Source organism: Nocardia halotolerans (assembly GCF_042650145.1).
In the GTDB taxonomy this organism is placed as follows: Bacteria; Actinomycetota; Actinomycetes; order Mycobacteriales; family Mycobacteriaceae; genus Nocardia; species Nocardia halotolerans.
On record NZ_JBHSDL010000014.1, the window covers coordinates 1468656 to 1494959 of the forward strand.

Sequence of the window (26304 nt, forward strand, 5' to 3'; positions counted from 1 at the left end):
TAGCTGACGCTGGCTCATGGGGTGATCACCGATCCCTGGGTGCTTGGCTCCGTTGCCGCATGGGGGGTTGCCGAATGCGGCGCGGTGCGTCGCTGCGGCCTGCCGCGCACCGGCTCGACCGGCGCGGGGTGTGTGAGGGTGTGGTTCTGCGGCGGTACCCGGCGCGCGATCCGGCCGGAACCGACCTGCGCGACCGCGGGCAGCGTGGGTGCGTCGTTGCGGGCGGCGTCGAAGGACAGCATCTGCAGTTCCAGCGCCAGGTCGACGCGGCGCAGCTGCACATGGGCGGGCGCGCGCAGTTCACACGGGGCAAAGCTGAGGATGGAGGGCAACCCGGCCGCCACGAGCCGGTCGCACACGTCCTGGGCGGCTTCGTCGGGAACGGCCAGCACCGCGATCGTCGGCGCCAGCGCCGGGATCTGGGCGGGCAGCTCCCGCACATCGCGCACGACGAGACCGGCGTACGACTGGCCGATCACCGCGGGATCGTTGTCGAAGATGCCGACCACGGTGAAGCCACGTACCCCGAACCCGCCGTATCCGACCAGTGCGCGGCCCAAATTGCCCGCACCGATCAGCACCACCCGATGTCCCTGCGACAAACCGAGCACATCTTCGATCCTGGTGCGCAACTTGGCTACGTCATAGCCGACACCCCGCACACCATTGGGTCCGAGGAAGGAAAGATCCTTGCGCAGCTTCGCCGAATTGACACCCGCCGCGACAGCCAGTTCCTCACTCGATACGATGGCAACACCGGAGTCGGCCAATCCGGCGAGAACCCGGAGATAGGTAGCCAGACGAGTCACCGTGGCCTGCGGGATGTCCCGCCCGAGAGCCTTGCCGGAGACACCAGTCGGCGTCTCGTGCTGCTCTGTCACGTCGTCGGCTCCTCGTTCCGGGCCTGATCGCGGTCCGGATCCTCTGTTTCGTTCACCGGTGTGGGTCGCTGCGTTGCGAGAGAGCGACCGGTGCCATGGGGCGGTGCAAATCCGGTCACCGCCGCTGCTGAGGGCGGCGGTGCGGATTGCGTGTCCCCACCGTAACTGCTTGTGCAGGCGTTCACAAAGTCGGTGAAATTGGCCTCATTTTCCGTCGCGACCAGCGAAACGACTCAGGTCGGCCCGTAAACGCGGCTCGTCGACGTCGAAATAGCTGTGTTCACGGCCGTCCAACAGGACCACTGGCAGCCGATCGCCGTACTCCGCGCGTAGTGCGGGGTCGGTGACCGCGGCTTCGTCGACGTCGACGGTGTGTACCGGGAGACCGAAATCACCACAAATCGTCTGTAATTGTGTCAGTGCGATGGTGCACATACCGCAACCGGCGCGGGTCAATAGGGTCACAGTGGGTGTGGGATTCGTCATGACCCCTATTTAATCCCCGGGGCCGCCGCGGGTTGTCGGTGAATCCGGTTACTGTGGACATGGTTCGCGCGACTAGCGGAGGGTACTGGTGCCGGAACGTTCGAAGGTCACTCGCGCCGGATTCGTCGCGGGACGATTCGGGGAGTTCCCTGCGCGGTGGCAGCCCAGCCGCCTCGGGCAGGAACTGCAAGAACAGTTCGCGCGGCTGCCGCGCAGCCCGTTCGGGCCGAGTGAAGAGGAGCTGCGCGCCAATCTGGCGGGCGAGGCCAGCGCCGATGCCGCGCTCACCCTCCACGACGCCGAACTCGCCGACCAGGAGCCCGGCGCCGAGGTGCCGCGTGACCTGACCGCGGCCGCCTTCTTCGATGTCGACAACACCCTGGTGCAGGGTGCGTCCATCGTGCATTTCGCCCGCGGCCTGGCCGCGCGCAAATACTTCAAGACCTCCGACCTCGTCGACGTCGCCTGGAAGCAGGTGAAGTTCCGGGTCACCGGCAAGGAGAACTCCTCGGACATGCTCTCGGGCCGGGAGAAGGCGCTCAGCTTCATCGCCGGCCGCCCGACCGCCGAGCTGGCCGCGCTCGGTGAGGAGATCTACGACGAGATCATCGCCGACAAGATCTGGCCCGGCACCCGCGCGCTCGCCCAGATGCACCTCGACGCCGGTCAGCAGGTGTGGCTGGTGACCGCGACGCCGGTCGAACTGGCCAATGTGATCGCCAAGCGACTCGGCCTCACCGGTGCGCTGGGCACCGTCGCCGAGAGTGTCGACGGCAACTTCACCGGACGCCTGGTCGGCGACATCCTGCACGGTCTCGGCAAGGCGCACGCGGTGCGCACACTGGCCATCCGCGAGGGGCTCAATCTCAAGCGCTGCACCGCCTACTCCGACAGCCACAACGACGTCCCGATGCTGTCACTTGTCGGCACGGCTGTCGCCATCAACCCCGACTCCGACCTGCGCGAAGTGGCCAAGAACCGGGGCTGGGAGATCCGCGATTTCCGCACCGGGCGCAAGGCCGCCAAGATCGGCGTCCCCACCGCCCTGGCGCTGGGCGCGGCGGGTGGTGCGGTGGCCGCCGCGGTCGCCCGGCACCGCGAAAGCTGAGCTCAGCCCAGTACCGCGTTGCGGCGTTTGGCCAGCAGCTTGTACAGCGTCTGCTGAATGGTCTCGCGGACCTGGTCGGTCACCTCGAACATCGTCATCGGGTCGTCGGCTTCCTCGGGCTCGTAGGCCGTGGTCGCGATCGGCTCACCGAATTCGATGTACCACTTCGAGGGCACCGGCACCGCACCGAGCAGACCCAGATGCGGGAAGGTCGGGGTCACCGGGAAGTACGGCAGGCCTAGTAATCGCGCCAGTGGCTTGATGTCGGCCAGCTTCGGGTAGATCTCCTCCGAGCCCACGATCGACACCGGAATGATCGGTACGCCCGTGCGCACCGCCGCGGAGACGAAACCGCCGCGCCCGAACCGCTGCAGCTTGTAGCGGTCGGCGTAGCTCTTGCCGACACCCTTGAAGCCCTCGGGGAACACTCCGGCGATGTGCCCGGAGCGCAGCAGCCGTTCGGCGTCGGGGTGGCAGGCCAGTGTGTGCCCGGCTTTGCGGGCCAACGCGCCCAGCATCGGCAGTTCGAAGATCAGGTCAGCGGCCAGCAACCGCAGTGTGCGACTGCTCGGATGCTTGTCGTGCACGGCCAGTTGCAGCATCAGCCCGTCCAGCGGCACGGTGCCCGCGTGATTGGCGACCAGCAGCGCCCCGCCGGCGGCCGGGACGTTCTCGATGCCGGTGACCTCCACGCGGAACCAGTAGTCCGACAGCGGTCGCAGCGCGGGCAGGATCACCGATTCGAGCAGGTGCTTGTCGTAGCCGAATTCGTCGATCTGATAGTCGCCGGTGAGCCGGCGACGCGCGAATTCCGCGGTGCGTTCGATCTGCGTGCCGAGGGCGTCGCGCACGATGTCGGTGAGCGTCTTGGGCGCGGGGGCCGGCATGCCCGGCCTGCGCTCGCTCAGCGAGGTGACCGGCATCGCCTGCGCCGGCTGATCCGGCCACCGCCGGGTCTGCGGTCGTGGTTGCCGGGTCTCGACATTCGCGTCGAGACGAATGACTTTCGCTCCCTCGGTCATGTGTGCGCTCCTGAACCGGCCCCGATGAGGCCGAGCAGTTTGTGTTCGGCGGCGTCGATCCAAGCCGGATCGAAGACGGGCCGCAACGCTGCGCCCGCGATGAAGTCATCGAATGCCTGGACCGTGGTCCAGCGTGGGGTGAAGCCGAGTTCGGTTCGCATACGGGTGGTGTCGAGCCCGCAACCGAAGTGGAAGTAGTCGGGTTGCTCGCCGCTGAATCCGCGCATGATCGGGCCCATCAGCGTGCGCCCGACGGTGCGGAAGACGAACAGTGGTACCGGGGCGACGATGCGCCCGGCTCGGCGGATGGCCTGCGACATCGCCAGCGCGCCGTCTCCGGCGACGTTGACGGTGCCACCGTGGGCACGCGAGGCGGCGTGCACGAGCACGGCCACCGCGTCTTCCTCGTGCAGCAACTGCAACCGGGCTTCGCGCCCGAGCACTGTGGGGGTGATCGGTGAACGCAGATATTGCACACCGCGATCGGCCAGCCGGGGCCCCACGATCGGTGCGAAACGCAGAATCGAGGCGGAGATATCGGGTCGGCGCCGGGCCATGGCCCGCACCAGCGCTTCGATATCGATCATGTCGCGGGCGAACCAGCCCGCGGGTGGGGTGCGAGCGCTCATCTCCTCGGTGAATTTGGCCGGGTCCTTGGCGCTGCAGCCGTACACCGCCGACGACGACCGGACCACCACGCGCCGCACCGACGGCGCCTTCTGGCACACGGCGAGCAATTGCATCGCGCCGAGCACATTGAGGTCTTTCATCACCGCACGGCCGCCACCGGCGGGCGGTTGCGACAGCACGGTGGCGTGCACCACGGTGTCGACGTCGTTGCCCTCGACGACTTTGCGGATCAGTGGGTTCCTGATGTCGGCACGCACGAACTCGGCGCTGCCCATGCGACGGCGCAGTTCCCGGCTGGGTGCCATCGTGTCGACCGCGATCACCCGTTCGACGCCCGGCTGGGCGGCCAGCCGGGCCGCGATGTTACCGCCGAAGAAGCGGCTGGCTCCGGTGACCAGCACAACTTTCGGCATATGGCGTTCCCGTGTGTCGGAACTCGGATCTGACCCCACTCAAAGCCCCCTGCTTCTCATGTTTCCGCGTACCAGAGTAGCCGCATTCGCGCCACCCACTGTCACGATCTACAAGCTTTCGACGAGGAGGGCTCGTGATTGCACAGCGAGAATCACAAACCAAGTCATTTCACAGCGAGAGCCCGCCACCTCGAGAGGTGACGGGCTCGTCGCGGGCACAGGCTTACTTGCCGAGTTTGCGCCGCTGAACACGTGTGCGGCGAAGCAGCTTGCGGTGCTTCTTCTTCGACATACGCTTGCGGCGCTTCTTGATCACAGAACCCATAGGGTTTCCTCGCGTTCTCTCTACTCGGCATACACACGCAGTGTCGCGTGCGTCGTCTGGTGCCCGCGCCGCCGGGGCGCACCGGACACCACGAAGCGGTGCCACCGGCAGGCGGACACGAACCGATTGTTCATGCTACAGCGCTGTTGGCGGCCCGGGGGGCGCGGGTTCACTCAGCCGGCGTCGAAGTAGGACGTCTCCAGGTAGTCGTGCACCGCCTTCGCGTGCACCCGGAACGAGCGACCGACACGCACCGCGGGCAGTTCACCCGAGTGCACGAGCCGGTACACCGTCATCTTCGACACCCGCATGAGATCGGCGACTTCGGCGACGGTGAGAAACTGCGTGCCACCGCCGATCACCGGTTGTGGGGTGGCGCCGGCACGTGGACCGGGCGAACCCGAGCCACCGCCGGACGGATTACTGGACATTCTGTTCGCAGACATCATGGCACCATTGACCTCCGGCACGTCCGCGCCGCCGGCTTCCCCACCAGCGGAACAGACACGCACGTGCTTCTACGAGCTTAGCGGGACCAGTGGGATTACTGCGACGGGTGTGAGAAATCGGTTCCCTTACTGGGCACTCGATCGTTATTCGCCGGACCCGCCCTGTTCGTGAGCGCGTTGCTTGGCGGCGTGCAGGGCCTCCGCGAACGTCGAGCGCAGCGCGCCGCGTTCGAGTTCACGCAACGCGGCCGCCGTGGTGCCGGCCGGTGAGGTGACCGCGGCCCGCAGATCGACCGCGCTCTGCCCGGTCTCGTCCAGCAAGGCCGACGCGCCGATCATGGTCTGCACGACCAGCTCGTTGGCCACCTCGCGGGTGAGCCCCAGACCGACACCCGCGTCGACCATCGCCTCCACGACGAGGAAGAAGTACGCGGGTCCCGAGCCCGAGACCGCGGTAACGGCGTCCATCTGCGACTCGGGCACTGTCACCACCTTGCCGACCGCCTCGAGCATCTCGCCGACCTGCTCGAGCTGCTCGGACTTGGCATAGCGACCGGGCGCCTGCACACACATGCCCTGCCCGACCAGCATCGGGGTGTTCGGCATCACGCGCACCACCGGGAAACCGGCGGGCAGCTTGGACTCCAACCGGCTCGTGGACACGCCCGCGGCCAGCGAGACCAGCACCTGGTCGCGGCCGTTGTCCAGATCGGACTTGGACAGATCGGTGAGCACCGAGTCGACCACCGTGGGCTTCACCGCGATGACGACGATGTCGGCGCCGACGACGGCATCGGCGACCGAACCGCTCACCCGGATCTTGAATCGTTCGGCCAGCTGGGCGGCCCGCGGCGCGAGGTTCTCGACGACAACCAGATCCTTGGCCGCACGGCCGGATTCCAACAACCCGGCGATCAGCGCCTCACCGATCCGTCCACCACCGACAACCGCAATTCTCGTCATGGGTCCAAGGCTAGTGCTCATCACCCGCCACGCGTACTCAGGCCCGTGGCGGGTGCTACGACGCGGGGATGAGCGCCAGCTGACGGCTCTGGGCGACGACCGCGCCGGTGGAATCGAGAACCAGCTGGTCCTCGTCGAACATGCGCTCGCCGACCTCGCGGGCGGTCGCGATCACGCGCAACCAGCCGGGGGCGGGGACGCGGCGCAGGTAGGTGGTCATCTGCACGGTCGGTGACCAGCCGAAGTGGCCGAGGTTCATCGGCACCGGCGGGCTCATGTCGGCGGCCATCATCGCGAAGGCGGCGCGCACGCGGGGAACGGTTTCGTCGCCGTCGAAGGGGCGGATCCACAGCCGCAGCCGGGGTTGACCGGTCTCGCCGCGCAGGAACTCGCCCCAGGTGGGGTCGAGCAGCACGTGCGCACCCTGGCTCACGTGCACGATCTTGCCCATCGGGGAATCGGGGGTGTAGCGCATGGCCTCGGCGGTCGGCTCGGCGGCCATGTCGGTGTCGGGGCCGCTCCAGCGGGTGGCGGTGGCGTCGAGGTGCCCGAAGGTGAACGCGGTGCGCACGAGGGTGCGGCCGTGCTGGATGAGTTCGGCGTCGGCCAGGCAGATCTGGCGGCCCTTCTTGCGGATGTGCACCGCGTACTCCACCTCGCCGGGATCGGGTGCGCCGAGGAAGTCGGAGCTGGCCGCGATCGGCGCCATCGCCGCGAACGATTCGCCTGCCTCGGCGAGCCGGCGGGTCGCCGCGGCGGCGGTGGCCGCGACCATGGTGCCGCCGTGCACCTTGGGCCCGATGGTCCAGGTGGGGTCGATGACGCCGGCGTAGCGACCGGTCTCGGTGTCGGTGGTGGTGAGCTCGGTCAGGTCCAGGACCTGACCGAACGGCGCATCGGTCGCGAGTTCTCGCGTCATCGTCACTCCTGATCGAGGTGCACAGCTGTTCGTACAGCGTACAAGCACGCTGATGTGGTCACTACCCCGCGCGGTGCGCCGGGTTCACGACAGGTCGGCGTGACGAGGCTGCGGGTCCGGCGCGGCACCCGTGAGGTGCAGGCGAGCGAATTCGAGAGTGCGGGTCAGCTGCGCGGAACGTTCGGCGGCAGTCCGCGCGTTCTGGGTGTTGATCTCGGCGACGGCGTGCCCACGGAAACCGGTGTGCACGAGGTGTTCGCACAGTTGCGCGCACGGCTGGGTGCCGTCACCGGGTACCAGGTGCTCGTCGTGGGCGGCGCCGCGGCCGTCGGCCAGATGCAGGTGGACCAGGCCCTCACCCATCCGCCGGGCCAGCTCGAGCGCGTCGGTACCCGCGGTCGCGGTGTGCGACAGGTCCAGGGTGTAGTGATCGAAGCCGGTGTCGGTCGGATCGTAGGAGGGACTGAACGCGCTTACCGCGCGCCCCGGGCCGGCGCGACGCTCCAGCCTGCGCACCGCGCCTTCGCGGAACAGGGTGTCGGCCCGCATCGGGAACATGTTCTCCACCGCGATCCGCACCGGATGGTGTGCCTCGAGTTCACCGACCTGCTCGGCGAAACCGCGCGCGTAGCGGCGCTGCCAGCGAAACGGCGGATGCACCACCACGGTCTCGGCACCGAGTGCCTCCGCGGTGCGCACACTGCGTTCCAGTTTGGCCACCGGGTCCGCGCCCCAGACCCGCTGTGAGATCAGCAGACACGGCGCGTGCACGGCGAGCACCCGAACGCCATAGCGCTTGGCGTAGGACTGCACAGTGGCGATGTCCTGGCTGGCCGGTTCGGCCCACACCATCAATTCGACACCGTCGTAACCCAATTCAGCGGCATAGCGGAACGCCGCCTGGGTGTTCTCCGGATACACCGAGGCCGTCGACAGCCCGATCTCTACCTCTGCCCGCGCGTTCCCCACAGCCCACTCCCTGTATTCAGCTGGTACTGAGGAGAAAGGCTAGCGGTCCCAGCGTCACGAAGACGCCCACGACCACCGCGATCACCGTGCTGAAGATGTCGTCGGTGCGGCGCAGCACCCGCACCAGCGCCACCAAACCGAGAATCACCACCATCGCCAGGGCCAGCGCCACCCAGGGCAACGTCTCCCACATGGTCTCGAAGCCCTTGAACAGCAACATTCCGGCTACGGCGGCACCCGCGCTCTGCGCGGCGAGGATCAGCCACTGACGGCGGTTGTCGTTGTCGTCGCCGGCGGCGGCCCGGGCCGGGCGTCGCGTCGCACCGCCCATCCGAGTCCGGGCGCGCGTCGCCGAAACCCGCTTCGCCGCGCGCGACTTCGCCCGCTGCGCCACCTTCGACGCGGCGGCCTTGGTCGCGGCCCGCCTGCTCGCCCGGCTCGGCTTCGGTTCGGGTTCGTAGTCGTCGTCGTAGTCGTCGTCGAACTCGTCGTCGGCGTAATCGGCGTCGGAGTAGTCGTTGTCGGCGTAGTCGCGATCGGTGTACTCGGACTCGGCGTAGTCGTCGGTGTCGGGTTCGGCACCCTCGACGCGGTAGACCTCGGTGTGCGCGTCGGCGTCGGCCTCGGGTCCGTGTTCGGCTCGCCGCCGCAGCAGATCACCGGCCACCGACTGGCCCGAGAGCAACGGCTGGTCCTGGCTGACCGGCGACCAGGCGGCCGGGGGAACGTTCTCGGGAGCCGGAGTGGCCGGGCGGTGTCTGCGCGCCGACCACGACGGCAGGCCACCGGTCTTCCCCGAACCCGACCGGCCCCGCCTGCGATCCAGCGACGGACGTTGGTCGGCGGCCTCGGGGTCGGCAGCCGGGGCGGGGTGGTACGCCTGGGTGGCCTCGGAGTTCGGCGGCGGGAAACCGTTGAACCCCGCGGCCGGGCCGGGTGCCCCGCCGAAGTCGGCGCCGGGCCGACCTCCGGGGAATCCACCGGAGTCCGCATCAGGCCCGCCCCCCGGATACCCACCGAAGTCCGCGCCCGCCCCGGCTCCTGGGAATCCGTTCGGACCCGCACCAGGCCCGGCACCCGGGAATCCGTTCGGACCCGCACCCGCCCCGGCACCCGGAAAACCGTTCGGACCCCCACCGGGACCGGCTCCTGGGAAACCGTTCGGACCCGCACCCGCCCCGGCACCCGGAAAACCGTTCGGACCCCCACCGGGACCGGCTTCCGGGAACCCGTTCGGACCCACGCTCGGCGCAGCCCCCGGAAAGGCGTTGAAACCGGCTGAGTCGGGACGGCCGTTGAAAACCCCGGCCGAATCAGCTCCCGCAGCGGGGTCGGCGCCGAAGGAATCGTTGAAACCCGTGGTCGGGGCGACACCGGGACGACCGTTGAAACCCTGGTTCGGGTCGCGGAACCCGGCAGCCGGCGCCGGCCCTCCATTGATTCCGGGCGCCTCGTCGCGATGCCCGTAGAAGCCCTGCGCCACATCGACGGACGGACCGTAGGTCGCGTCATATCCGCCCGCGTCGGGCGACCACGCGGCCGGTTCGGCTTCCTCCGCCGCTTCGGCGGCCCGGCGCCGGGCCGCGCGCCCACCGGTCACCGGTGGCGCCTGCGGCGGGGCGGGGAACGGCGCCTCGGGTTCGTCGTCGGGTTTGCGGCGGCGGCCGCCGCCGACCGCGGGCAGCGCACCGGAACCGAACATTTCGGCGATGTCGGGGTCGACCGGCGCCGACGACCCGGGAGCGCCGAGCCGGCCCGGAGCGCGGCCGTTGGACCGATTGCCGCCGACATCACGCGCCTCGGCGCGGAAGGGGCCGAACGGGTCGGTGACGGGCCGGGACTCGCCCAGGCCGAGGGGGTCACGCGGGTCGGGTGCGGAGAAGCCCGACTGCGGATCGAAGCGGGTGATCGGGCCCGACATCGGCGAATACGCCGACTCGGCGGGACCCGGCGGCGGATAGGGCGCGGGCTGACTCGCCGGTTCGTAACTCGCGGGTGGTTCGTAGTTGGCGGGGGCCGGGGGTTCCGGGGCCGGTGGTGGCGCCGAAGGCGCGGCGTGCGAACTCGGCCCCGGCCGGACCACCGCGTTCTCGCCGGTCAGATCGGTGACCGAGACCCCGCGCCCGCTGCGTCGCCGCCGCCCGCCCCCACCGGAGGGCGGTGTGGACGCGCCCTGCGCGGCGTTGCGCGCGAGCAGTTCGGCCACCGATAGCTGTTTGGAATCCTCACCGCTCATGCTGTCTCCTCCGGCCTGCTCGGCGCGCCCGCCGTGGCTACCCGAACGCTCATGCCGACTCCGCTCGCACCGGTTTCACCGGTGGTTCGGCGACGCCACCCCCACCATTGGGTTCGGTGTCGAGTTTGCGCAGGATCAGCCCTTCGCGCAGCGCCCAGGGGCAGATCTCGATGGTGTCGATCGACAATGCCCGCATACTCGCCTCCGCGACCAGTGCGCCGGCCACCAACTGCTGGGACCGATCCGAACTCACGCCTTCCAGCTCCGCGCGGTCCGAGGCGGTCATCCGGGAGATGAACGCGATCAGCTGGCGCAGACCGGAGCTGGTCAGTGTACGGCGCACCCGTGGACCGGCGGCCGAGGGTGCCGCGCCGGTCAGCCGGGCCAGCGAGCGGAAAGTCTTGGAGGTGCCGACAGCGAGGTCGGGCTTGCCCGCGTCGAGCAGCGCCTTGGACGGGACCACGAGCTCGGCGTCGAGCCAGTCACGCAGCACCGCGATCTTGCGCTTGCCCGGCGGGTCGTCGCGCAGCCATTCCCTGGTGAGCCGGCCCGCGCCCAATTGCAGCGACAACGCCACATCGGGTTCCTCGTCACCGCCGTTGGACAGCTCGAGCGAGCCGCCGCCGATATCGATGTTGGTGATGCGTCCCGCGCTCCAGCCGAACCAGCGGCGCACCGCCAGGAAGGTCAGCCGGGCTTCGTCTTCGCCGGAGAGCACCTGCAGGCCGACCCCGGTGGTGGCGCGCACACGGGCCAGCACCTCTTCGGAGTTGGTCGCCTCACGCAGGGCCGAGGTGGCGAACGGCATCAGCTCCACGCAGCGGGAGTTGCGGGCCAGGTCCGCGAATTCGGTGATGGTCGCGATGAGCCGCGCCTCGCCCGCTTCGGTGATGCGACCTTCGGCGTCCATGTTCTCCGACAGGCGCAGCGCCGACTTCGACGAGCTCATGGGCATCGGGTGTCCACCACGATGCGCGTCCACCACGAGCAGGTGAACGGTATTGCTTCCGACATCGAGAACACCAAGCCGCACAGGAATACGGTACTTGGTGATCCGGTACTACAGGTCAAGCGACTGAACTGTTAGCGTCAGCAGTCGTGACCGAAGGCGCACCTGGCACCGCCGAGACCGGCCCGCGACCTGGGCGAAAGATCGATCCGAGCCCAGAAGTGGAGCCTGATTTCCCGCGCGAGTGGATCGAATTCACCGACCCAGCAAATGACGAGCACCAGATCGTGGCCGACCTGACCTGGTTGCTGTCGAGCTGGTCCTGCGTGTTCGGCACCCCCGCCTGCCAGGGCATCATCGCCGAACGCCCCGACGACGGGTGCTGTTCGCACGGCGCCTTCCTGTCCGACAAGGACGACCGCAAGCGCCTGTCCGGCGCGGTGAAGATGCTCACCGCCCAGGACTGGCAGCTGATGGGCGAGGCCACCGAGAAGGGCAAAGTCGTCAAGAAGGGTTACCTCGAGCTCGACGAACTCGAGGACGAACCGGCCCTGCGCACCCGCCGCTTCGACGGCGCGTGCATCTTCCTCAACCGCCCCGGTTTCGCCGCGGGCGCCGGATGCGCGCTGCACATCATGGCCGTGCGCAAGGGCATCGAACCACTCGAGGTGAAGCCGGACGTGTGCTGGCAGCTACCGATCCGCCGCACCCAGGACTGGGTGGAACGCCCCGACGGCGAACAGGTCCTGCGCACCGTGGTCACCGAGTACGACCGCCGCGGCTGGGGCCCCGGCGGCGCGGACCTGGACTGGTACTGCACCGCTTCCCCCGACGCCCACGTCGGCGCCAAACCGGTCTGGCAGTCCTACGAACCGGAACTACGCGAACTCCTCGGCGCCCCCGCCTACGAGGAACTCGCCAAACTCTGCCGCCGCCGCGAGGGCCTGGGCCTCATCGCCGTCCACCCGGCGACCGTGGAAGCCGAACGCCTCCACGGCCACTGAGCCCCGCGGCTCTAAGCCTCGAGCTTGTAGCCCAACCCGCGAACGGTCACCAAGTGCTCGGGCTTGGCCGGATCGCCCTCGATCTTGGACCGCAACCGCTTCACGTGTACATCGAGCGTCTTGGTGTCACCGACATAGTCCGCACCCCACACCCGGTCGATCAGCTGACCGCGAGTGAGCACCCGCCCCGAATTGCGCAGCAGGTATTCGAGCAGATCGAACTCCTTGAGCGGCAGGGTGACCTGGCTGCCGTTCACGTGCACCGTGTGCCGGTCCACATCCATCCGTACCGGCCCCGCCTCGAGCACACCGTTCTCGTTGCCGGAGTCCAGCTCGTCGCCGGCCCCGCGGCGCAGGACCGCGCGGATGCGGGCGATCAGTTCACGCGCCGAGTACGGCTTGGTGACGTAGTCGTCGGCGCCCAGTTCCAGGCCCACGACCTTGTCGATCTCGCTGTCACGGGCGGTCACCATGATCACCGGCACGCCGCTGCGGGTGCGCAGCTGCTTGCAGACGTCGGTGCCGCTCATGCCGGGCAGCATCAGGTCGAGCAATACGATATCGGCGCCGGAGCGGTCGAATTCGGCCAGCGCGGAGGGCCCGTCACCGGCGATGGTGACGTCGAAGCCTTCCTTGCGCAGCAGGAATGCCAGCGGGTCGGCCAGCGATTCCTCGTCTTCGACGATCAACACACTCGTCATCTGCGTGCCTCCACACCGTTCGTTCGCCCAGCAGGGTTGCGCTGGTTGATGGTTTCTCTCGTGGCGAGCTCCGGCGCCTGCTCCGCGTCTTCGTCACCATCTGTTTCCAGATGGGCGGGGATACGCAGGGTGAACGTCGATCCGGTGCCCAGTTTGCTCCACAGGGTGATCTCACCGTTGTGGTTGGCCGCGACGTGTTTGACGATGGCCAGACCGAGCCCGGTACCGCCGGTCGACCGCGAGCGGGCCTTGTCGGAGCGGAAGAACCGCTCGAACACCCGTTCCTGGTCTTCCTTGGCGATGCCGATGCCGCGGTCGGTGACGGCCATCGCCACGTGGTCGCCGCGCAGCGACCGGCTCACCGACACGTGCGAACCCTGCGGCGAGTACGCGATCGCGTTCTCCACCAGGTTCGACAGCGCGGTGACCAGCAGCGTTTCGTCACCGAGCACTTCCAGCCCGCTGGGCCGGTCGGTGCTGACGGTGATGCCGGCGGCTTCGGCGGCGGTGCGCGAACGGTCGACGGCCTGCTGCACCACGGTGTCGACATCGACGACAGCCAGGTCGGGCAGCTTCTCGGCGCCCTGCAGGCGCGAGAGCGCGATCAGTTCGGTCACCATCTTGCCGAGGCGCCGGGATTCGGCGAGCACCCGCGAACCGAAGTGCCGCACGGCTTCGGGGTCGTCGGCCGATTCCAGCATGGCTTCGGCCAGCAGGCTCATCGCGCCGACGGGGGTTTTGAGTTCGTGGCTGACGTTGGCCACGAAGTCGCGGCGAGTCGCTTCCATCCGCGCCTGCTCGGAGTCGTCGTCGGCGAACAGCACCACGAAGCTGGTTTCCTCGCGCGAGAGTTTGCGGGCGACTCCGCGCACGGCGATCCGGCCGCGCCCGGGCAGCGGGTTCTTGGCGGTGAGGTCGTATTCGGCGGATTCGCCGGTGGCCAGCACCTTCTCCACGGCGGCCCAGGCGCGTTCGTCGAGTAGCCGGTTGCGGACCAGCCCGAGTTCCTCGGCGCGTGGATTCACCAGCACCACGTCGCGGTATTCGTCGACCACGGCGATGCCGCTCTCGGAGGCGAGCACGATCAGGTCGAGCACCTGCGACATGGTGAGCCCGCTGTCGTCCTGATTGCGGGCGGCCTGCCTGGCGTTGACGTACGGAATGAGCAAGCCTCCGACTGCCAGGCCGACGACAGCCGCGAGGACTGCCAACAGCACTGCTTGCGGAACGCTCACGGTATTGATCGTACGAGTGCGGGTCGCCATCCCGGCGCCGGGTCGGTGAAGTTTCGCGCAGGTCACAGCACCTTGGCGTGGTGTTCTCCTGCCGTTCATCCTGCAGGCACCTGGCCGGTCGCCGGGCGTGTCAGTCGTCGGGGTCGCCGTACATCGCGGTGGTCACCGCGGCTCCGTGCCGGTCGACCCATGTCGCCAATGCATCAATCGGAACGAGTAGATCACGCCCGGCCGCGGTGAGTTCGTACTCCACCCGTGGTGGCGCTTCGGCATAACGCTGCCTGCGTAGCAGCGCCATCTGTTCCATGCGCCGCAGTGTCTGGGTGAGCATCTTCTGACTGATGCCGCCGATGGCCGTGAAGAGTTCGCTGTGACGTTGCGGACCGTTGCGCAACTCGAACACCACCACCGGTAGCCACGAATTTCCGAACAGGTCGACACCCAACCGGGCGGGGCAGTCGGCCGTGTACGGGCCGTAGGGGGCGAACTGCGCCTGGGCGACTTCGACGGTCATGGTCTCAGCCTGCCACCGCCGAAAGGCACCCGCAGGTGCCTTTCGAGTTTCCTAGCGTTCGTGTGGTCGATGCCATCGGGCTCGGCATCTGCGATCACGGGAGTTGTCAATGCGAATCGGAATCATCGGTGCGGGTGCGATGGCGGCGGCGCTGGGTGGCGGTTGGGCCGCAGCCGGCCACGAGGTGTGGATCGGCGCGCGCCGCGCCGAGAACGCACATGCGCTCGCCGACCGGATCAACTCGACGCTGGGCGAAACGCCACCTACGCCCGGCCCCGCACAGCTCGCGGAGCCGGCGGGCACTGCCGGGACCAGGACCGCGAGGCCGATCGCTGTCCGCGCTGCCGACATCGGCGCGGCGGTCGCGGGCGCCGAGGTCGTGCTGCTGGCAGTGCCCGTGGACGCCCTCGCCGGACTGCTCGGTGAACACGGTGCCGCGTTGGCGGGCAAGGTCGTCATCGACTGCACCAACGCCTTCCGGCCCGACGGGTCCGCACCCGAAGGGGTCACCACCTTCGTCCTCGGCGAGCCCGCGGTGGCCGAACGAGTCGCGGCCGCCGCACCGAAAGCCCACGTGGTCAAGGCTTTCAACCTGCTCGCCGCTGAAGTATGGGCGGGCACCGAACGTTTCTTCGACGGTGCGCGCTTGGCGGTGCCCCTCTGCGCCGACGACGCCACAGCGCTCGCGACCGTGAGCGCGCTGGCCGAAGACCTGGCCCTGCAGCCATTTTCCGCGGGCGGCCTGCACCGGGCGAGATATCTGGAGGCCACTTCGGTGCTGACCATCAGCCTGTGGTTCACCGGACACGACGCCCGCGCCATGTTCCCTCCACTGATCGCGGCCGTCCCAGCCACTGACTGACGAACAGCCCGGTCCCTCGCGGCGGCCGGCGCCCCAGTCACTACCGGGGCCGCCGGCCGGCGCGGTGACCAGGGACCGCTCCACCAGGTCAGGCCGCGAACCCGAGCCCCAGCGCCACCGCGACGGGCACCAGGTACAGCACCGGGAACGCGACGGTCTTGTACGAGCGGGCCCGCAGCACCGTCACCACCGCACCGGTGAAATACAGGATGAGCCCGATCGCCGCGGCCACTCCGATCACCGGAACCCACAACCCGATGAGCATCCCCACCGAGCCGGCCGCCTTCGCGACCCCCAGCGGCGTCCACCAATTCCGCGGCACGCCGTACTCGACCAGCGGATCGACCACGAACGCCGCCCGCCGCAGCAACGAGAACGCGGAGAAACCGACCCACAGTGCGGCGACGATCGTAACGATGACGTAGGCAGTTTCCATGATCAGCTCCTTGCACAGCCGCGCTTTTCGCGGCGTTCACGGAGATGACGAAACAGCTGACCGAAGTGTGACATCACGGTCTCAGTCGTCGCGCGCACCGACCGTGGCGATGGCTTCGATCGCATCGATCACCCGCTGCTTGCCCGCGGGTTCGATGTGCAGATCCTGGTATCGCCGGTAGGAGAGGTAGCGTCCGTCACCGGCCACATCGAACCAACTCAGATATCGGGCGGGCGCGGCGCGCTCGGTGTGCAACCGCGCCCGCACCTCGATGCGCCCGGCAGCCACGCGTTCGGCCCGGGTCAATCGGTGCATCCGGGCGGCGGCGGCATCGGTTGGACGCTGCCAGGATTCGAAGTGCGCGGCCAGCCGGTCGACGTCTTCGACCAAGGACTCAGTACGTCCGGCGGGCTGCTCGCCGAGGAAGGTGGCGAATGCCCGCGCCACCATCGCCGCACTACCGGAGAACACTTCGACACTGTTGTCGTCGTACTGGCGGATGACCACCCCGCGTCCGCCCGATCGTGCGCCGTAAGCCCGCAGCCGGGGGCCGGTCTCGCCGAAAACCGCCAGCGCGGTTTCCGGACGCGCCGCATGCCGTAGCACCGCGGTCAGATCCGGATCAGCGCCAGTTGGCCAGCGCAGCTTCGCGGCCGCGGCGAGTTCGTCGTATTCGCTCTGCATCGTCGCGGCCGAATACACAGTGAGCGGGAAGTGGTACCGGTCGTCGCCGGTTTCCCCTTGCCACACGTGGGCGAACTCATCGGCGGTGAAAGTCCAGCTCATGACGCGCCGGGTTCCTGGTCCGGGAGACGGGTCGCGGGTGCGTCCGCGCCGATGGCCTGCGGCACCGTGGCTTGCTCGTCGCCGAGCAACTCGGGGTGGACACCGCGCAGGTAGTCGGGCGTCTGGTGTTCGTCCTCGTCGTCTTTGCCACCGCCACGAGCGCCGGGCGCGCCCATCATCCCCGGCCCACCACGCGCCGACGACGCGGATCCGGCCGAACCGGAAGCGCCTGCGGCCATCGGGTTCTGAGGTGAGCCGGCCGGTACCCGCCCGAGCACGGCAGCGCCCGGCGCGGGTGCGCCGCTGCCCGGACCCGAGCCACCCGGCAACCCCGCGCCTGGCGATCCGGCGCCCGGCGATCCGGCACCCGGCGATCCGATGCCTGGCGATCCGATGCCTGGCGACCCCGCAGCCGCTGTGGCCGCGGCGGGCGTGGTCCCGTCGAGGTCGGTGCCGGCCGGGTCGGTGTTGTCGCCCTGCGAGTCATCGGCACCCGGGCTGTCACCGGTGCCCGCGCCCGACGACTCGTCGTCGGTCGTCGTCCCGGGCTCCACGGTGTCCTCAGCAGGTGCGGTATCGCCGGGGTCACCCGCCCCGGTGCCGTCGCCCCCACCGCTGCCCGCACTCCCACCACCGTTGCTCGACGCCCCACCACCAGAACCCGGGTCAACGGTGCCGCCACCCGGCTGAGTGGGCGCGACAAAGGTGGGCACGGACTCACCGGCAGGACCGTACGTGGGTTTGTAAGTCATGTTCATCGCCGCGATCGCTTGCAGGCGACGGTCTTCCTTCTCCCGCTCCACGGCAGCCGCCGAGTCCGGAACCGCGAGTTCCGCCAGATTCGGCGGCACCGAACTACCACCGGTGACCGCCCCGTCCGCCGCCGTAACCGGCGCGGGCACAGCGATCTTCACCGCCTCCGCGCCGTAGGCCGCAGCCTTCACCCGATGACCGACCACCGACAGCACCGTGTACACATCGCCGGCCTCGGTGACGAACCGCCGCCCCGCCGCCTCCCCCGCCGAGGCGAACGCACCGTCCAAACTCGACGCCGCCCGCGCCGTCTGCAACATCAACCCGGTCACCGCGCCGGAGATCTCCACGAACATCTCGACCCACTTGTCACCGAACTGCTGCATCACCCCCGGCTGCATCTGCTGCACCGCGTTGTAGATGTCGTCGTGCGAGAGCCGCTCGAACACTTCGAAGTCCGCGATGTACTTCGGATCGGTCCCCCCATGGCTCAACGACTCCTGCTGCCGCTCGGCACCCTGCTGCTGCTGACGCCCATCCGCCGAGGGCACCAGCGGAATCCCCGTGGTCGTCGACACCACCTCAGTGAGCGGATCCCCTCCCCCGTCCCCCATTGCTCAGTTCTCCTTACCGATGGATTTCTCTACTACCGAAGCTATTTCCATGATGTTGGCGCAGGGGTCTAGGTTCTGGGGCTTGCCGAGGCTCAGAACCAATGTCCCGACAATGACGACGCCAGCTTTCGTCGACAGGTGCACCTGGCAGGCATCTTCACCTCCAGGTTCGCCGTGTACCAGCCCCGCTTGACGCCCGTTCACGGTCGTAGCTTCCAGCCATGCGCCGTTCTTGCGCAGATTCTCGTCCCACGTGATATTTCCGGAGTCAACATTGAGAGACAACGTGCTTTCCGGATTACGGAAGATGCATGTCAAGAACGTGTACTCGGCGACCAAATCCGGACCTCGCCTCCGCGACTCGGAGCGGAAACCCACCGACTCGATGTCGGCCGCATCAATCCAGGTGCACGGATCGAAGACGACCATCGGACGTCCGGACGATTGCGTGTACTTGTTGTCCTGAGACGGGGGCTGCAACTTCGCCTCGGTCAGAGTTGGACGAGCCGACTGAGTCGTCGTCGATGGCACCGCCCGAGATCCCTCTGACGGCACCGGCTCCCCTGGAACAGTGAAGGACCCGCACGCCGATATCACTGAAGCCAGCAAGACACCACAGGCGACCGATACTGATCTCATTCCACTCCTACCGCGCGATCGCGCTCAAGGCGTCAGCGTTGAGCTGATCCGCTTCGCCTAAAATATTCGCTGCCTGTAGGTATCCGTCTGCCATACCTCGCGCTGCGGTGGCCATCTGGCTGAGAACTTGCTTCGCTTCGGCTGCTTTGTTCCCAAAACCCTGCTGCAACTGCTGAGCTGACGTCAGTGACCCGAAGCCATGAATGCCTCGCAGCACCTCGGCCTCTTCAACCCACCCATCGCACATCGCCGCGAACCGCAGATAAGCCGATGCCACCTCCCGAGCAGCATCCGGCTCCATCGTCAACTGCCCCGAAGCCGCCGCACCCCGCAGCTGCGCCGCCGCATCCCCACCGATCGCCACCGAGTCCCCTCCTCCGAAGTGTCAGCAGGAGTCTAACGCCGACCCCACTGAACCGGAATGGGCTTCACGACCAGTCGCCCCTCGAAAACCAGCTCGAATCATGTAGAGCCGCAAACGTTCTGCGTCCATCCTCTGGACGACGACGCCTGTGATGCGTTCAGTCTTGGGAATCTCGACGTCCGTGTAGCTCAGGTCGCCTTCATGGCCCACTGCCGGTCTGGAGATCGAGGATGAGATGCCGGTGTGCCTCCACCTTGCTCAGGTCGGCGGCGACTGCGAGCCCCAGCGCCACCGTGACCGGCGCTGGATACAACACCGGAAACGCGATCGTCTTGTACGAGCGAGCGCGCGGCAACGACAACGTCGGTCTGCGTCGGCCGCGCACCCGTGCGCGGTGCGCGGCCGAATCGAAGGAAATGCCTTACTTGCCGCCCTGACTGGCGACAGCGGCGGCGCCGGCGGCGGCGGCCTCGGGGTCGAGGTATTCGGCGGGCTTGACCGGGCGCAGGTTTTCGTCGAGTTCGTAGCGCAGGGGGATGCCGGTGGGGATGTTGAGGCCGGAGATCTCCTCGTCGGAGATGCCGTCGAGGTGCTTGACCAGGGCGCGCAGGGAGTTGCCGTGGGCGGCGACCAGGACGGTTTTGCCGGTGCGCAGTTCCTGGGAGATCGTGTTCTCCCAGTACGGGATCATCCGGGCGACCACGTCTTTGAGGCATTCGGTCTTGGGGACCTCGATGTCCGCGTAGCGCGGGTCGCCTTCCTGGCTGTAAGCGTTGTCGGCGGCGATCGGCGGGGGCGGGGTGTCGTAGCTGCGGCGCCACAGCATGAACTGTTCCTGGCCGTACTGTTCGCGGACCTGTTCCTTGTTCTTGCCCTGCAGATCGCCGTAGTGGCGTTCGTTGAGCCGCCAGTCGCGGATGACCGGGATCCAGAGCCGGTCGGCGGCGTCGAGCGCGTTGTCGGCGGTGCTGATCGCGCGGCGCAGCAGGGAGGTGTAGACGATATCGGGCAGGATGCCGTGCTCGGCGAGCAGTTCACCGGCCCGCTTGCCCTCGGCGATGCCCTTGTCGGTGAGGTGGACATCCACCCAGCCGGTGAACAAGTTGAGGGCATTCCATTCGCTCTCGCCGTGGCGCAGCAGCACGAGGGTGTAGGTCATGGGGCCATTCTGGCATTGCGCCGAACTCAGGCCCACTCCACCTCGTCGAACCCCACGCTGAGTTCGTGTGGTCCGCCGGAGACGAGCGCGTGGACGTGTAATCGGGAGGTCACCGCGTCGACTTCGCGCACCACCGCGCACACCCCTTGGAAGGGGCCGGTGGGAATATGGACGACATCACCGGGCACGTAGTCGGCAGCCACCTGCCCGAGGCTACGCGCGGCGGAACTGACGCCGGGACGAACGCGCCGGGCGTTGCCGGGTCGGACCGAAGAGTCGCCACAGGACTGCGCTGCGATGGGTCGCGGCGGCGGGCTCACCGGATCGCACGGTCGTCACAATTCAGCAGCAGCTTCCACCGCCAGCACCCCAGCCCCCACCAGCGTCGCTCCCCCGTCCAGCTCGGAAAGCTCCACGGTGAGCCCGTCCAGGAATTCGAGTCCGGCGTGCCGGGCGACCGCGGCCCGCAGCGGATCCCACAGCGCCGGCCCCGAGTGGGCGAATCCGCCGCTGATCACCACGCGGTCCACATCCAGCAGCGCCGCCGCCGAGCAGATCGCCTGGCCCAGCGCGGTACCCGCCCGGTGCAGCGCGGCGGTGGCGACGGGTTCGCCACGTCGGGCGTCGGCGGCCAGGTCCACGCCGCTGCTGCCCGCCCAACCGCGCGCCCGCGCCCAGCGCACCGCCGACATCCCGCCGGCCACCGCTTCGACACACCCGGACCCGCCGCATGCGCAGGGGGTGTCGTCACCGGGTACGACGATGTGGCCGAAGTGCCCGCCGTTTCCGGTGCGTCCCATCAGCACCCGCCCGTCGGCGATCACCCCGCCGCCCACTCCCGACGACACCGTCAGCGCCAACCCGTTGTCCACCCCGCGCAGTCCGCCGACTCGATGTTCGGCCAGCACCAGACAGGCGCCGTCGATGGCGAACCGTACGACCGCGCGGGGGAACAGCTCGCGCACGTGGTCGACGATCGCGAATCCGTCGCGCCACCGCGGCAGGTTCAACGGGCGCAGTACCCCGGCAGGCACGTCCACCGGACCGGCCGAGCCGATGCCCACCGCGGTCACCTCGTTGTCGCCTGCTACATCGAGCAGTAATTCCCGGCACACTGCCCACGGATCGCCCGAACCCACCGGAACCTGCCGCACTCCGCGCAGTGTGAAGTCCGGATCCACCGCTCCAGCAGCGAACTTCGTGGCTCCGATATCGAGGGCCAGCGCTGTCATCGCCCACTCCTGTTCACCTCGTCGAAGCACATCGAATCAGCCACCACGGGCGCTCGATGTGAACGGTCACAAAAATGTGGTGCCCGACACTTTGACTACTGATCGGTCCGCGCGGCCGGTTTTCGATGGATACTTCGACGCGGGTCGGGTCATTTCCAGTTGGGCTGCAGTATCGATGATGAAGGAAAGTTGTGCCGAAATTTGTTGTACTGGTGTTGAGCCTGCTCACGGCAGGGCTCCTCGCTTCACCCGCGGGCGCGAACCCGTTGTATCCCACACCCGATCCGGACCCGTTCTTCACCGCACCGGCTGACATCGGCGAGCTCGCTCCCGGCGACGTGGTGCGCACGCGCCGCATCGACACCATGCTCTACCCCGGCACCGACGGCCACCAGGTGGCGTTCCGTTCCACCAATTCGCAGGGCAACGCGATCATGGGCATCACCACCGTGCTGCTGCCGATCGGGGTGAAGAATCCGCCGCTGGTTTCCTACCAGGCGCTGATCAACTCGATCGGCACCCGCTGCAACCCGTCGAAGTCGCTGTTCAACGGCGAGTTGCAGGACGCCCCGGGTGCGATGCTGCCGTTGCAGCGCGGTTGGGCGATCTCGGTGCCCGACTACCTGGGCCCCACGGTCGCCTACGGTGCTGCCAAGCTCAGCGGCATGGTGACGCTCGACAGCGTGCGGGCGGTGCAGAAGGTCGCCGAGCTGGGTGTCGGGTCGTCGCCGGTGGCGCTGGCCGGGTATTCCGGTGGCGGTATGGCCACCGCTTGGGCCGGGGCGATGCAACCCACCTACGCACCGGAGCTGAAGCTCGCGGCCGTGGTGTCGGGCGGTATCCCCGCCGACCTCGAATTGATGGCCGACGCATTGGGTTTCGCCCCGCACCCCGGTTTCGGGCTGGCCTTCGCGGCCGCGATGGGCATGGAACGCGAGTACCCCGACCGCCTGCCGGTGTCGGAGCAGCTCAACGAGAACGGGCTGTGGTTCCGTGACTTCACCAAGGACGGTTGCCGCCGGTTCCTGCTGTTCCACGGCATCTTCCGCAACGCCGAGCAGATGGCGGCGTCCAAGGAGCTGATGACCAGCGAGGTGGCGCGCGGGGTGCTGCGGGAGAACAGCCTCGTGCACTACGCCGGTGCGCCGACCGCCCCCACCTACATCTGGCAGGGCCGCTACGACACCCTCACCCCGCACGGTCCGGTCGCCGACACCGTGGCGCGCTGGTGTGCCGCCGGTGCCCCGGTCGAGATGGCCACCCTCGACATCGCCGAGCACATGACGGCCGCGGCCGCCGGTTTCGTCGATGCGTGGAACTACGTCGAGGACCGTTTCCGTAACGAACCGGTGCCGTCGAACTGCTAGTCACCGAACGCGGGTGCCGCGACGCGGCACCCGCGTTCAGGCCTTGTCGGCTTCGTCGATGAGGTGTTCGAAGGCGCGCAGGTTCTTCAGCGATTCCCCGCGCGAGACCCGCCATTTCCATTCCTTGCGAATGGATTCGGCGAAGCCGAGTTCGAGCAGGGTGTTGAAGTCGTTGTCGACGGCTTCCAGCGTCTGGCCGAAGATGCGGTCGAGTTCGTCGGCGGTGACCGATTCGGTGGACATGCGCCCCACCAGGTAGATGTCGCCGACGTTGTCGAGGGTGTAGGCCACACCGAACAGGCGCCGGTTGCGGCGCAGCAGGTACTTGTAGACACCTTCGAAGTTCTCGTCGGGCTTGCGGCAGACGAACGACTCGATCCGCACACCGTGCTGACCGACCGTGAGCATCACGCTGGTCTTGAGTTTGCGTTCACCCGGCAGCACCACGATGAAGGTGTCCTCGGCGTGGCGGGTGTATTCGATCTCGCGATCGCGCAGTGTTTCGTCGATCACCTGCGATACGGCGCTCACCTGCGTACTCCCGTCCGGCGCCGCCACAGCGCCCGTGATCTGGCCTGGCCGGTCTCGCCCCCGTGCAGGGCGATGGGGCCGCGTTCGGCGCGAAACCCCGCCATCGCGGCAGCGTAGCTGTCGAGCAGACCCTCGGCGGTGTGCGCCCAGGAGAACCGGCTCGCGTGTTCGACCGCGGTGGCGCCCATCCGGGTGAGCCGGTCGCGGTCGTCGAGCAGGGCGGCCAGCGCGTCGGCCCAGTCGGGGGTGCGGTGGCCGGGGACCAGCAGGCCCGATTCGCGGTGCCGCACGGCGGTGCCGAGGCCGCCCACGTCGGCGGCGAGCACCGGAATGCCGCTGGCCTGGGCTTCCACGGCCACCAGGCCGAAGGATTCGTTGTAGCTGGGCACCGCGACCACGTCGGCGGCGCGATACACCTGCACGAGCCGGTCGGCGGGCTGCGGCGGCAGGAAGGTGACCTGTTCGGCGATGCCGAGGCTCGCGGCGAGGTCGATGAGCGCGTCCGGGCGCGCCAAGCCGGTGCCCGAGGGTCCGCCGACGATCAGCACGCGCAGCCGGCGGCCGGTGTCGCGGGCCAGTAGTTCGGCGGCGGCGCGCACCAGCACGTCGGGCGCTTTGAGCGGCTGGATGCGCCCGACGAACGCGACGATCTGCTCGTCGGCCCGCAACCCGAGTTCGGCACGGGCGGCGAGCTTGTCGCCGGGCCGGTAGCGGGTCAGGTCGGCGCCGGGCGGCACCACGTCGATGCGCTCGGGTGCGGCGCCGTAGAGATCGACCAGCTGACGGGCCTCGTCGGCGGTGTTGGCGACGAGCCGGTCGGCTTCGGCGATCACCTGTTTCTCCCCGATCACCCTGGTCTCGGGTTCCGGGGTGTCGCCTTCGGCGAGGGCGGCGTTCTTCACCGCGGCCAGCGTGTGCGCGGTGTGCACCAGTGGCACCCGCCAGCGGTCGCGGGCGAGCCAGCCGACCTGGCCCGAGAGCCAGTAGTGCGAGTGCACGAGGTCGTAGTGGCCGGGCGCGTGGCGCGCTTCCTGGCGCAGCACCTCGGCGGTGAACGGGCACAGCTGGGTGGGCAGCTCGTGTTTGTCGAGACCTTCGAACGGTCCGGCGACCACGTGGCGCACGATCACGCCGGGGCCGGCTTCGGCGACCGGCGGCAGTTCCGACGAGGTCGCGCGGGTGAAGATCTCCACCTCGGTGCCGCGTTCGGCCAGTTCGAGCGCGGTGTTGAGCACGTAGACGTTCATGCCGCCCGCGTCACCTGTTCCGGGCTGCGCCAGCGGGGAGGTATGCACCGAGAGCACCGCGACGCGGCGGGGCGAAAGATCGGGACGACGCTGACTCACACCTTCCAGTGTGCACGCCGCGACGCCGTCGACGCCCATCCCAGCGGGATCGGTGACGGCTGTCACAGCGGTTCTGTGGGTGGGTTCACGCGCTGTTCGGGATCCAGCATCGCGGATCGGAGCCGCCACCGCGAGCGGTTTTCGGCCGTCACGCTCAACGGCCGCTCACCGGTTCAGCGCCGCCTCGAACACTGGCCACGATTTGTGCAGATCCTCCTCCCAGTAACCCCACGAGTGGGTGCCGGTGGGCCGCAGTTCGACCGTCGCGGGGATGCCCAGCGATTGCAACCGGTCGCGCAGCTGCTGGGTGCACAGGTGGGTGACGGCTTCCAGCGTCGACCCGAACAGCAACTGGTAGGCCAGTTGCGCCGGGTCCGGCTGCGCGGCGAGGGTGTCGTGCGGGCCGGGGATCCCGGTGCCGGAGGACATGTACACCTCGGTGCCCCGCAATGTCTCCGCGTGCAGGTAGGGGTCGTTGGCCGACCAGGCCGGGTCGGTGGGCGGGCCCCACATGTTGGCCGCGTTGCCGAGCCGGCTGCCGACCACAGTGCGCACGATCGCCTGTCCGCGCGGGTCACTGGTGCGCACGCAGCCGCTGTAGGACCCGATCGCCCGGTACAGCCCCGGTTCGGCGAGCGCGAGCTGGAACACCGAAGTGCCGGCCATCGACAGCCCCGCGATGGCGTTGGCCCCGGTGCCGCCGAATTCCGCGTCGATCACCGGGGGCAGTTCCTCGGTGAGGAAGGTGGCCCAGCGCTGTTTACCCAGCACCGGGTCCTCGCGGTGCCAGTCGGCGAAGTAGCTGCCCGCCCCGCCGAACGGGATCACCACGTTGACCTGCTTGCCGGCGAAGAACTCCACCACGTCGGTGCGGTCGAGCCAGTTCCCGTCGGCCCCACCGCCGACGCCGTTGAGCAGGTACAGGGTGGGCGCGGGTGTGGCGGGGTCGGCCGCGCGCAGCACCCGTACCCGGTTGACGGTGTCCATCGCCGGTGAGTAGACCCCGATGTCGATGGTCCGGTCGGGCTCGGTGCGCCGGTCGTCGATGTGCGCTTCGGCGGGGGCGGCGACGGCGCTCGGTCCCGCTCCGACCGTGGTGCACAGTGCGGCCAGTACCGCGATGACGATTCGAGCGCCTGCTGCTCGACAAGACATCATCGAACTCCGATCTCGTCGCCGAATCCTTTTCTCTGTCAGCGATCAAACGACATTCCCGAACGCTACACACGGATTCGGTGAGATTTTGTGACGATCCCCAGAAGACTTTCGGTACCCCTGTGCGTGAATGCAAGGTAAGTGCCCGGGCGACAATCACGGGCCGATCACGTTGGCGTGTACACCAACCCACGCTATCGCCCGGGAGGTCACGCTCACACGTCATACGCTGCGCGGACGGGCACGATCCCGAGGC

28 protein-coding genes and 1 pseudogene are annotated in these 26304 nt (G+C 68.5%); 4 read left to right on the forward strand and 25 right to left on the reverse strand.

What is annotated here, in order from left to right:
- Positions 1-14: 14 nt before the first annotated feature.
- Both ACFO5K_RS17205 and ACFO5K_RS17210 read right to left on the reverse strand, forming a co-directional pair.
- Complete coding sequence (locus ACFO5K_RS17205) at positions 15-881, reverse strand: redox-sensing transcriptional repressor Rex (RefSeq protein WP_378563186.1); 867 nt, start codon at positions 879-881, stop codon at positions 15-17.
- 204 nt (positions 882-1085) lie between these two features.
- Positions 1086-1367, reverse strand: coding sequence for a glutaredoxin family protein (locus ACFO5K_RS17210; protein WP_378563188.1), 282 nt, complete (start codon positions 1365-1367; stop codon positions 1086-1088).
- 88 nt (positions 1368-1455) lie between these two features.
- Here ACFO5K_RS17210 and ACFO5K_RS17215 point away from each other — a divergent pair, with 88 nt between their 5' ends.
- Positions 1456-2475: an HAD family hydrolase gene (locus tag ACFO5K_RS17215; RefSeq protein WP_378563190.1), complete on the forward strand. Its 1020-nt coding sequence runs from the start codon at positions 1456-1458 to the stop codon at positions 2473-2475.
- A gap of 2 nt (positions 2476-2477) precedes the next feature.
- On the opposite strand, the gene ACFO5K_RS17220 is transcribed toward ACFO5K_RS17215, so the two are convergent.
- The 9 genes from ACFO5K_RS17220 to ACFO5K_RS17260 all read right to left on the reverse strand — a co-directional run bounded on the left by ACFO5K_RS17220 (position 2478) and on the right by ACFO5K_RS17260 (position 11434).
- Entirely contained in the window at positions 2478-3497 is a 1020-nt protein-coding gene (locus tag ACFO5K_RS17220) for a lysophospholipid acyltransferase family protein (RefSeq protein ID WP_378563192.1), read from the reverse strand.
- Positions 3494-4540 (reverse strand): NAD-dependent epimerase/dehydratase family protein, encoded by a 1047-nt coding sequence (locus tag ACFO5K_RS17225; protein WP_378563194.1) that lies wholly within the window; start codon positions 4538-4540, stop codon positions 3494-3496. Before ACFO5K_RS17225 ends, ACFO5K_RS17220 begins: the two co-directional genes overlap by 4 nt.
- A 223-nt stretch (positions 4541-4763) precedes the next feature.
- A complete protein-coding gene (locus ACFO5K_RS17230) occupies positions 4764-4865 on the reverse strand; it encodes a 30S ribosomal protein bS22 (RefSeq protein ID WP_003402602.1) in 102 nt (33 codons plus the stop codon).
- Between the two features lie 173 nt (positions 4866-5038).
- A complete protein-coding gene (locus tag ACFO5K_RS17235) occupies positions 5039-5314 on the reverse strand; it encodes a helix-turn-helix domain-containing protein (RefSeq protein ID WP_378563196.1) in 276 nt (91 codons plus the stop codon).
- 144 nt (positions 5315-5458) lie between these two features.
- Positions 5459-6277 carry a pyrroline-5-carboxylate reductase gene (gene proC, locus ACFO5K_RS17240; protein WP_378563198.1) on the reverse strand — a complete coding sequence of 273 codons (819 nt, stop codon included), beginning with the start codon at positions 6275-6277 and terminating at the stop codon, positions 5459-5461.
- A gap of 55 nt (positions 6278-6332) precedes the next feature.
- On the reverse strand, positions 6333-7196 hold the full coding sequence (locus ACFO5K_RS17245; protein ID WP_378563201.1) for a thioesterase family protein: 864 nt from the start codon (positions 7194-7196) through the stop codon (positions 6333-6335).
- 84 nt (positions 7197-7280) lie between these two features.
- Positions 7281-8165, reverse strand: coding sequence for a sugar phosphate isomerase/epimerase family protein (locus tag ACFO5K_RS17250; protein WP_378563203.1), 885 nt, complete (start codon positions 8163-8165; stop codon positions 7281-7283).
- Positions 8166-8181: 16 nt separating this feature from the next.
- Positions 8182-10401 (reverse strand): hypothetical protein, encoded by a 2220-nt coding sequence (locus ACFO5K_RS17255; protein WP_378563205.1) that lies wholly within the window; start codon positions 10399-10401, stop codon positions 8182-8184.
- Between the two features lie 49 nt (positions 10402-10450).
- A complete protein-coding gene (locus ACFO5K_RS17260) occupies positions 10451-11434 on the reverse strand; it encodes a Ppx/GppA phosphatase family protein (RefSeq protein ID WP_378563208.1) in 984 nt (327 codons plus the stop codon).
- Positions 11435-11553: 119 nt separating this feature from the next.
- Between ACFO5K_RS17260 and ACFO5K_RS17265 the strand changes: the two genes are divergently transcribed.
- A complete protein-coding gene (locus ACFO5K_RS17265) occupies positions 11554-12354 on the forward strand; it encodes a hypothetical protein (RefSeq protein ID WP_378563920.1) in 801 nt (266 codons plus the stop codon).
- 11 nt (positions 12355-12365) lie between these two features.
- Here ACFO5K_RS17265 and ACFO5K_RS17270 read toward each other — a convergent pair whose 3' ends face one another.
- The 3 genes from ACFO5K_RS17270 to ACFO5K_RS17280 all read right to left on the reverse strand — a co-directional run bounded on the left by ACFO5K_RS17270 (position 12366) and on the right by ACFO5K_RS17280 (position 14804).
- Positions 12366-13055, reverse strand: coding sequence for a response regulator (locus tag ACFO5K_RS17270; protein WP_378563210.1), 690 nt, complete (start codon positions 13053-13055; stop codon positions 12366-12368).
- Complete coding sequence (locus ACFO5K_RS17275; RefSeq protein WP_378563212.1) at positions 13052-14290, reverse strand: sensor histidine kinase; 1239 nt, start codon at positions 14288-14290, stop codon at positions 13052-13054. The genes ACFO5K_RS17270 and ACFO5K_RS17275 overlap by 4 nt, the downstream gene beginning before the upstream one ends.
- Before the next feature lie 130 nt (positions 14291-14420).
- Complete coding sequence (locus ACFO5K_RS17280) at positions 14421-14804, reverse strand: winged helix-turn-helix transcriptional regulator (protein WP_378563215.1); 384 nt, start codon at positions 14802-14804, stop codon at positions 14421-14423.
- A gap of 109 nt (positions 14805-14913) precedes the next feature.
- Between ACFO5K_RS17280 and ACFO5K_RS17285 the strand changes: the two genes are divergently transcribed.
- The gene (locus tag ACFO5K_RS17285; protein WP_378563217.1) at positions 14914-15666 is read left to right on the forward strand and encodes an NADPH-dependent F420 reductase; all 753 of its coding nucleotides are present in this window, start codon (positions 14914-14916) and stop codon (positions 15664-15666) included.
- Positions 15667-15754: 88 nt separating this feature from the next.
- On the opposite strand, the gene ACFO5K_RS17290 is transcribed toward ACFO5K_RS17285, so the two are convergent.
- From ACFO5K_RS17290 to ACFO5K_RS17325, 8 genes are all read right to left on the reverse strand, one after another.
- Complete coding sequence (locus ACFO5K_RS17290; protein WP_378563220.1) at positions 15755-16102, reverse strand: DoxX family protein; 348 nt, start codon at positions 16100-16102, stop codon at positions 15755-15757.
- An 81-nt stretch (positions 16103-16183) separates the two neighbouring features.
- A complete protein-coding gene (locus tag ACFO5K_RS17295) occupies positions 16184-16888 on the reverse strand; it encodes a hypothetical protein (RefSeq protein WP_378563223.1) in 705 nt (234 codons plus the stop codon).
- Positions 16885-18255 carry a hypothetical protein gene (locus ACFO5K_RS17300; protein WP_378563226.1) on the reverse strand — a complete coding sequence of 457 codons (1371 nt, stop codon included), beginning with the start codon at positions 18253-18255 and terminating at the stop codon, positions 16885-16887. Before ACFO5K_RS17300 ends, ACFO5K_RS17295 begins: the two co-directional genes overlap by 4 nt.
- Before the next feature lie 3 nt (positions 18256-18258).
- On the reverse strand, positions 18259-18894 hold the full coding sequence (locus tag ACFO5K_RS17305; protein WP_378563229.1) for a DUF3558 domain-containing protein: 636 nt from the start codon (positions 18892-18894) through the stop codon (positions 18259-18261).
- 7 nt (positions 18895-18901) lie between these two features.
- Complete coding sequence (locus ACFO5K_RS17310) at positions 18902-19258, reverse strand: hypothetical protein (RefSeq protein WP_378563232.1); 357 nt, start codon at positions 19256-19258, stop codon at positions 18902-18904.
- 421 nt (positions 19259-19679) lie between these two features.
- Entirely contained in the window at positions 19680-20417 is a 738-nt protein-coding gene (locus tag ACFO5K_RS17315) for a phosphoglyceromutase (protein ID WP_378563235.1), read from the reverse strand.
- 26 nt (positions 20418-20443) lie between these two features.
- Positions 20444-20620 carry a hypothetical protein gene (locus ACFO5K_RS17320; RefSeq protein ID WP_378563238.1) on the reverse strand — a complete coding sequence of 59 codons (177 nt, stop codon included), beginning with the start codon at positions 20618-20620 and terminating at the stop codon, positions 20444-20446.
- Positions 20621-20752: 132 nt separating this feature from the next.
- The gene (locus tag ACFO5K_RS17325; protein ID WP_378563241.1) at positions 20753-21649 is read right to left on the reverse strand and encodes an ROK family protein; all 897 of its coding nucleotides are present in this window, start codon (positions 21647-21649) and stop codon (positions 20753-20755) included.
- 191 nt (positions 21650-21840) lie between these two features.
- On the opposite strand from ACFO5K_RS17325, the gene ACFO5K_RS17330 reads away from it, so the two are divergent.
- Positions 21841-23016, forward strand: coding sequence for a lipase family protein (locus tag ACFO5K_RS17330; protein WP_378563244.1), 1176 nt, complete (start codon positions 21841-21843; stop codon positions 23014-23016).
- Between the two features lie 36 nt (positions 23017-23052).
- Here ACFO5K_RS17330 and ACFO5K_RS17335 read toward each other — a convergent pair whose 3' ends face one another.
- The 3 genes and pseudogenes from ACFO5K_RS17335 to ACFO5K_RS17345 form a co-directional block, all read right to left on the reverse strand.
- Positions 23053-23547, reverse strand: coding sequence for a type III secretion system chaperone family protein (locus tag ACFO5K_RS17335; protein ID WP_378563247.1), 495 nt, complete (start codon positions 23545-23547; stop codon positions 23053-23055).
- A 103-nt stretch (positions 23548-23650) separates the two neighbouring features.
- Positions 23651-24932, reverse strand: a pseudogene (gene mshA / locus ACFO5K_RS17340) (D-inositol-3-phosphate glycosyltransferase); the annotation flags it as partial.
- Between the two features lie 126 nt (positions 24933-25058).
- On the reverse strand, positions 25059-26048 hold the full coding sequence (locus ACFO5K_RS17345; RefSeq protein ID WP_449289684.1) for an alpha/beta hydrolase: 990 nt from the start codon (positions 26046-26048) through the stop codon (positions 25059-25061).
- Between the last annotated feature and the right edge of the window lie 256 nt (positions 26049-26304).

Coding starts and splice junctions, on each gene's coding strand:
- ACFO5K_RS17295 (WP_378563223.1), bottom strand. CDS start 16,888: ATGAGCTGGACTTTCACCGCCGATGAGTTCGCCCACGTGTGGCAAGGG.
- ACFO5K_RS17280 (WP_378563215.1), bottom strand. CDS start 14,804: ATGACCGTCGAAGTCGCCCAGGCGCAGTTCGCCCCCTACGGCCCGTAC.
- ACFO5K_RS17220 (WP_378563192.1), bottom strand. CDS start 3,497: ATGACCGAGGGAGCGAAAGTCATTCGTCTCGACGCGAATGTCGAGACC.
- ACFO5K_RS17225 (WP_378563194.1), bottom strand. CDS start 4,540: ATGCCGAAAGTTGTGCTGGTCACCGGAGCCAGCCGCTTCTTCGGCGGT.
- ACFO5K_RS17300 (WP_378563226.1), bottom strand. CDS start 18,255: ATGGGGGACGGGGGAGGGGATCCGCTCACTGAGGTGGTGTCGACGACC.
- ACFO5K_RS17305 (WP_378563229.1), bottom strand. CDS start 18,894: ATGAGATCAGTATCGGTCGCCTGTGGTGTCTTGCTGGCTTCAGTGATA.
- ACFO5K_RS17245 (WP_378563201.1), bottom strand. CDS start 7,196: ATGACGCGAGAACTCGCGACCGATGCGCCGTTCGGTCAGGTCCTGGAC.
- ACFO5K_RS17270 (WP_378563210.1), bottom strand. CDS start 13,055: ATGACGAGTGTGTTGATCGTCGAAGACGAGGAATCGCTGGCCGACCCG.
- proC (WP_378563198.1), bottom strand. CDS start 6,277: ATGACGAGAATTGCGGTTGTCGGTGGTGGACGGATCGGTGAGGCGCTG.
- ACFO5K_RS17285 (WP_378563217.1), top strand. CDS start 14,914: ATGCGAATCGGAATCATCGGTGCGGGTGCGATGGCGGCGGCGCTGGGT.
- ACFO5K_RS17255 (WP_378563205.1), bottom strand. CDS start 10,401: ATGAGCGGTGAGGATTCCAAACAGCTATCGGTGGCCGAACTGCTCGCG.
- ACFO5K_RS17325 (WP_378563241.1), bottom strand. CDS start 21,649: ATGACAGCGCTGGCCCTCGATATCGGAGCCACGAAGTTCGCTGCTGGA.
- ACFO5K_RS17230 (WP_003402602.1), bottom strand. CDS start 4,865: ATGGGTTCTGTGATCAAGAAGCGCCGCAAGCGTATGTCGAAGAAGAAG.
- ACFO5K_RS17235 (WP_378563196.1), bottom strand. CDS start 5,314: ATGATGTCTGCGAACAGAATGTCCAGTAATCCGTCCGGCGGTGGCTCG.
- ACFO5K_RS17290 (WP_378563220.1), bottom strand. CDS start 16,102: ATGGAAACTGCCTACGTCATCGTTACGATCGTCGCCGCACTGTGGGTC.
- ACFO5K_RS17315 (WP_378563235.1), bottom strand. CDS start 20,417: ATGACCTACACCCTCGTGCTGCTGCGCCACGGCGAGAGCGAATGGAAT.
- ACFO5K_RS17210 (WP_378563188.1), bottom strand. CDS start 1,367: ATGACGAATCCCACACCCACTGTGACCCTATTGACCCGCGCCGGTTGC.
- ACFO5K_RS17345 (WP_449289684.1), bottom strand. CDS start 26,048: ATGTCTTGTCGAGCAGCAGGCGCTCGAATCGTCATCGCGGTACTGGCC.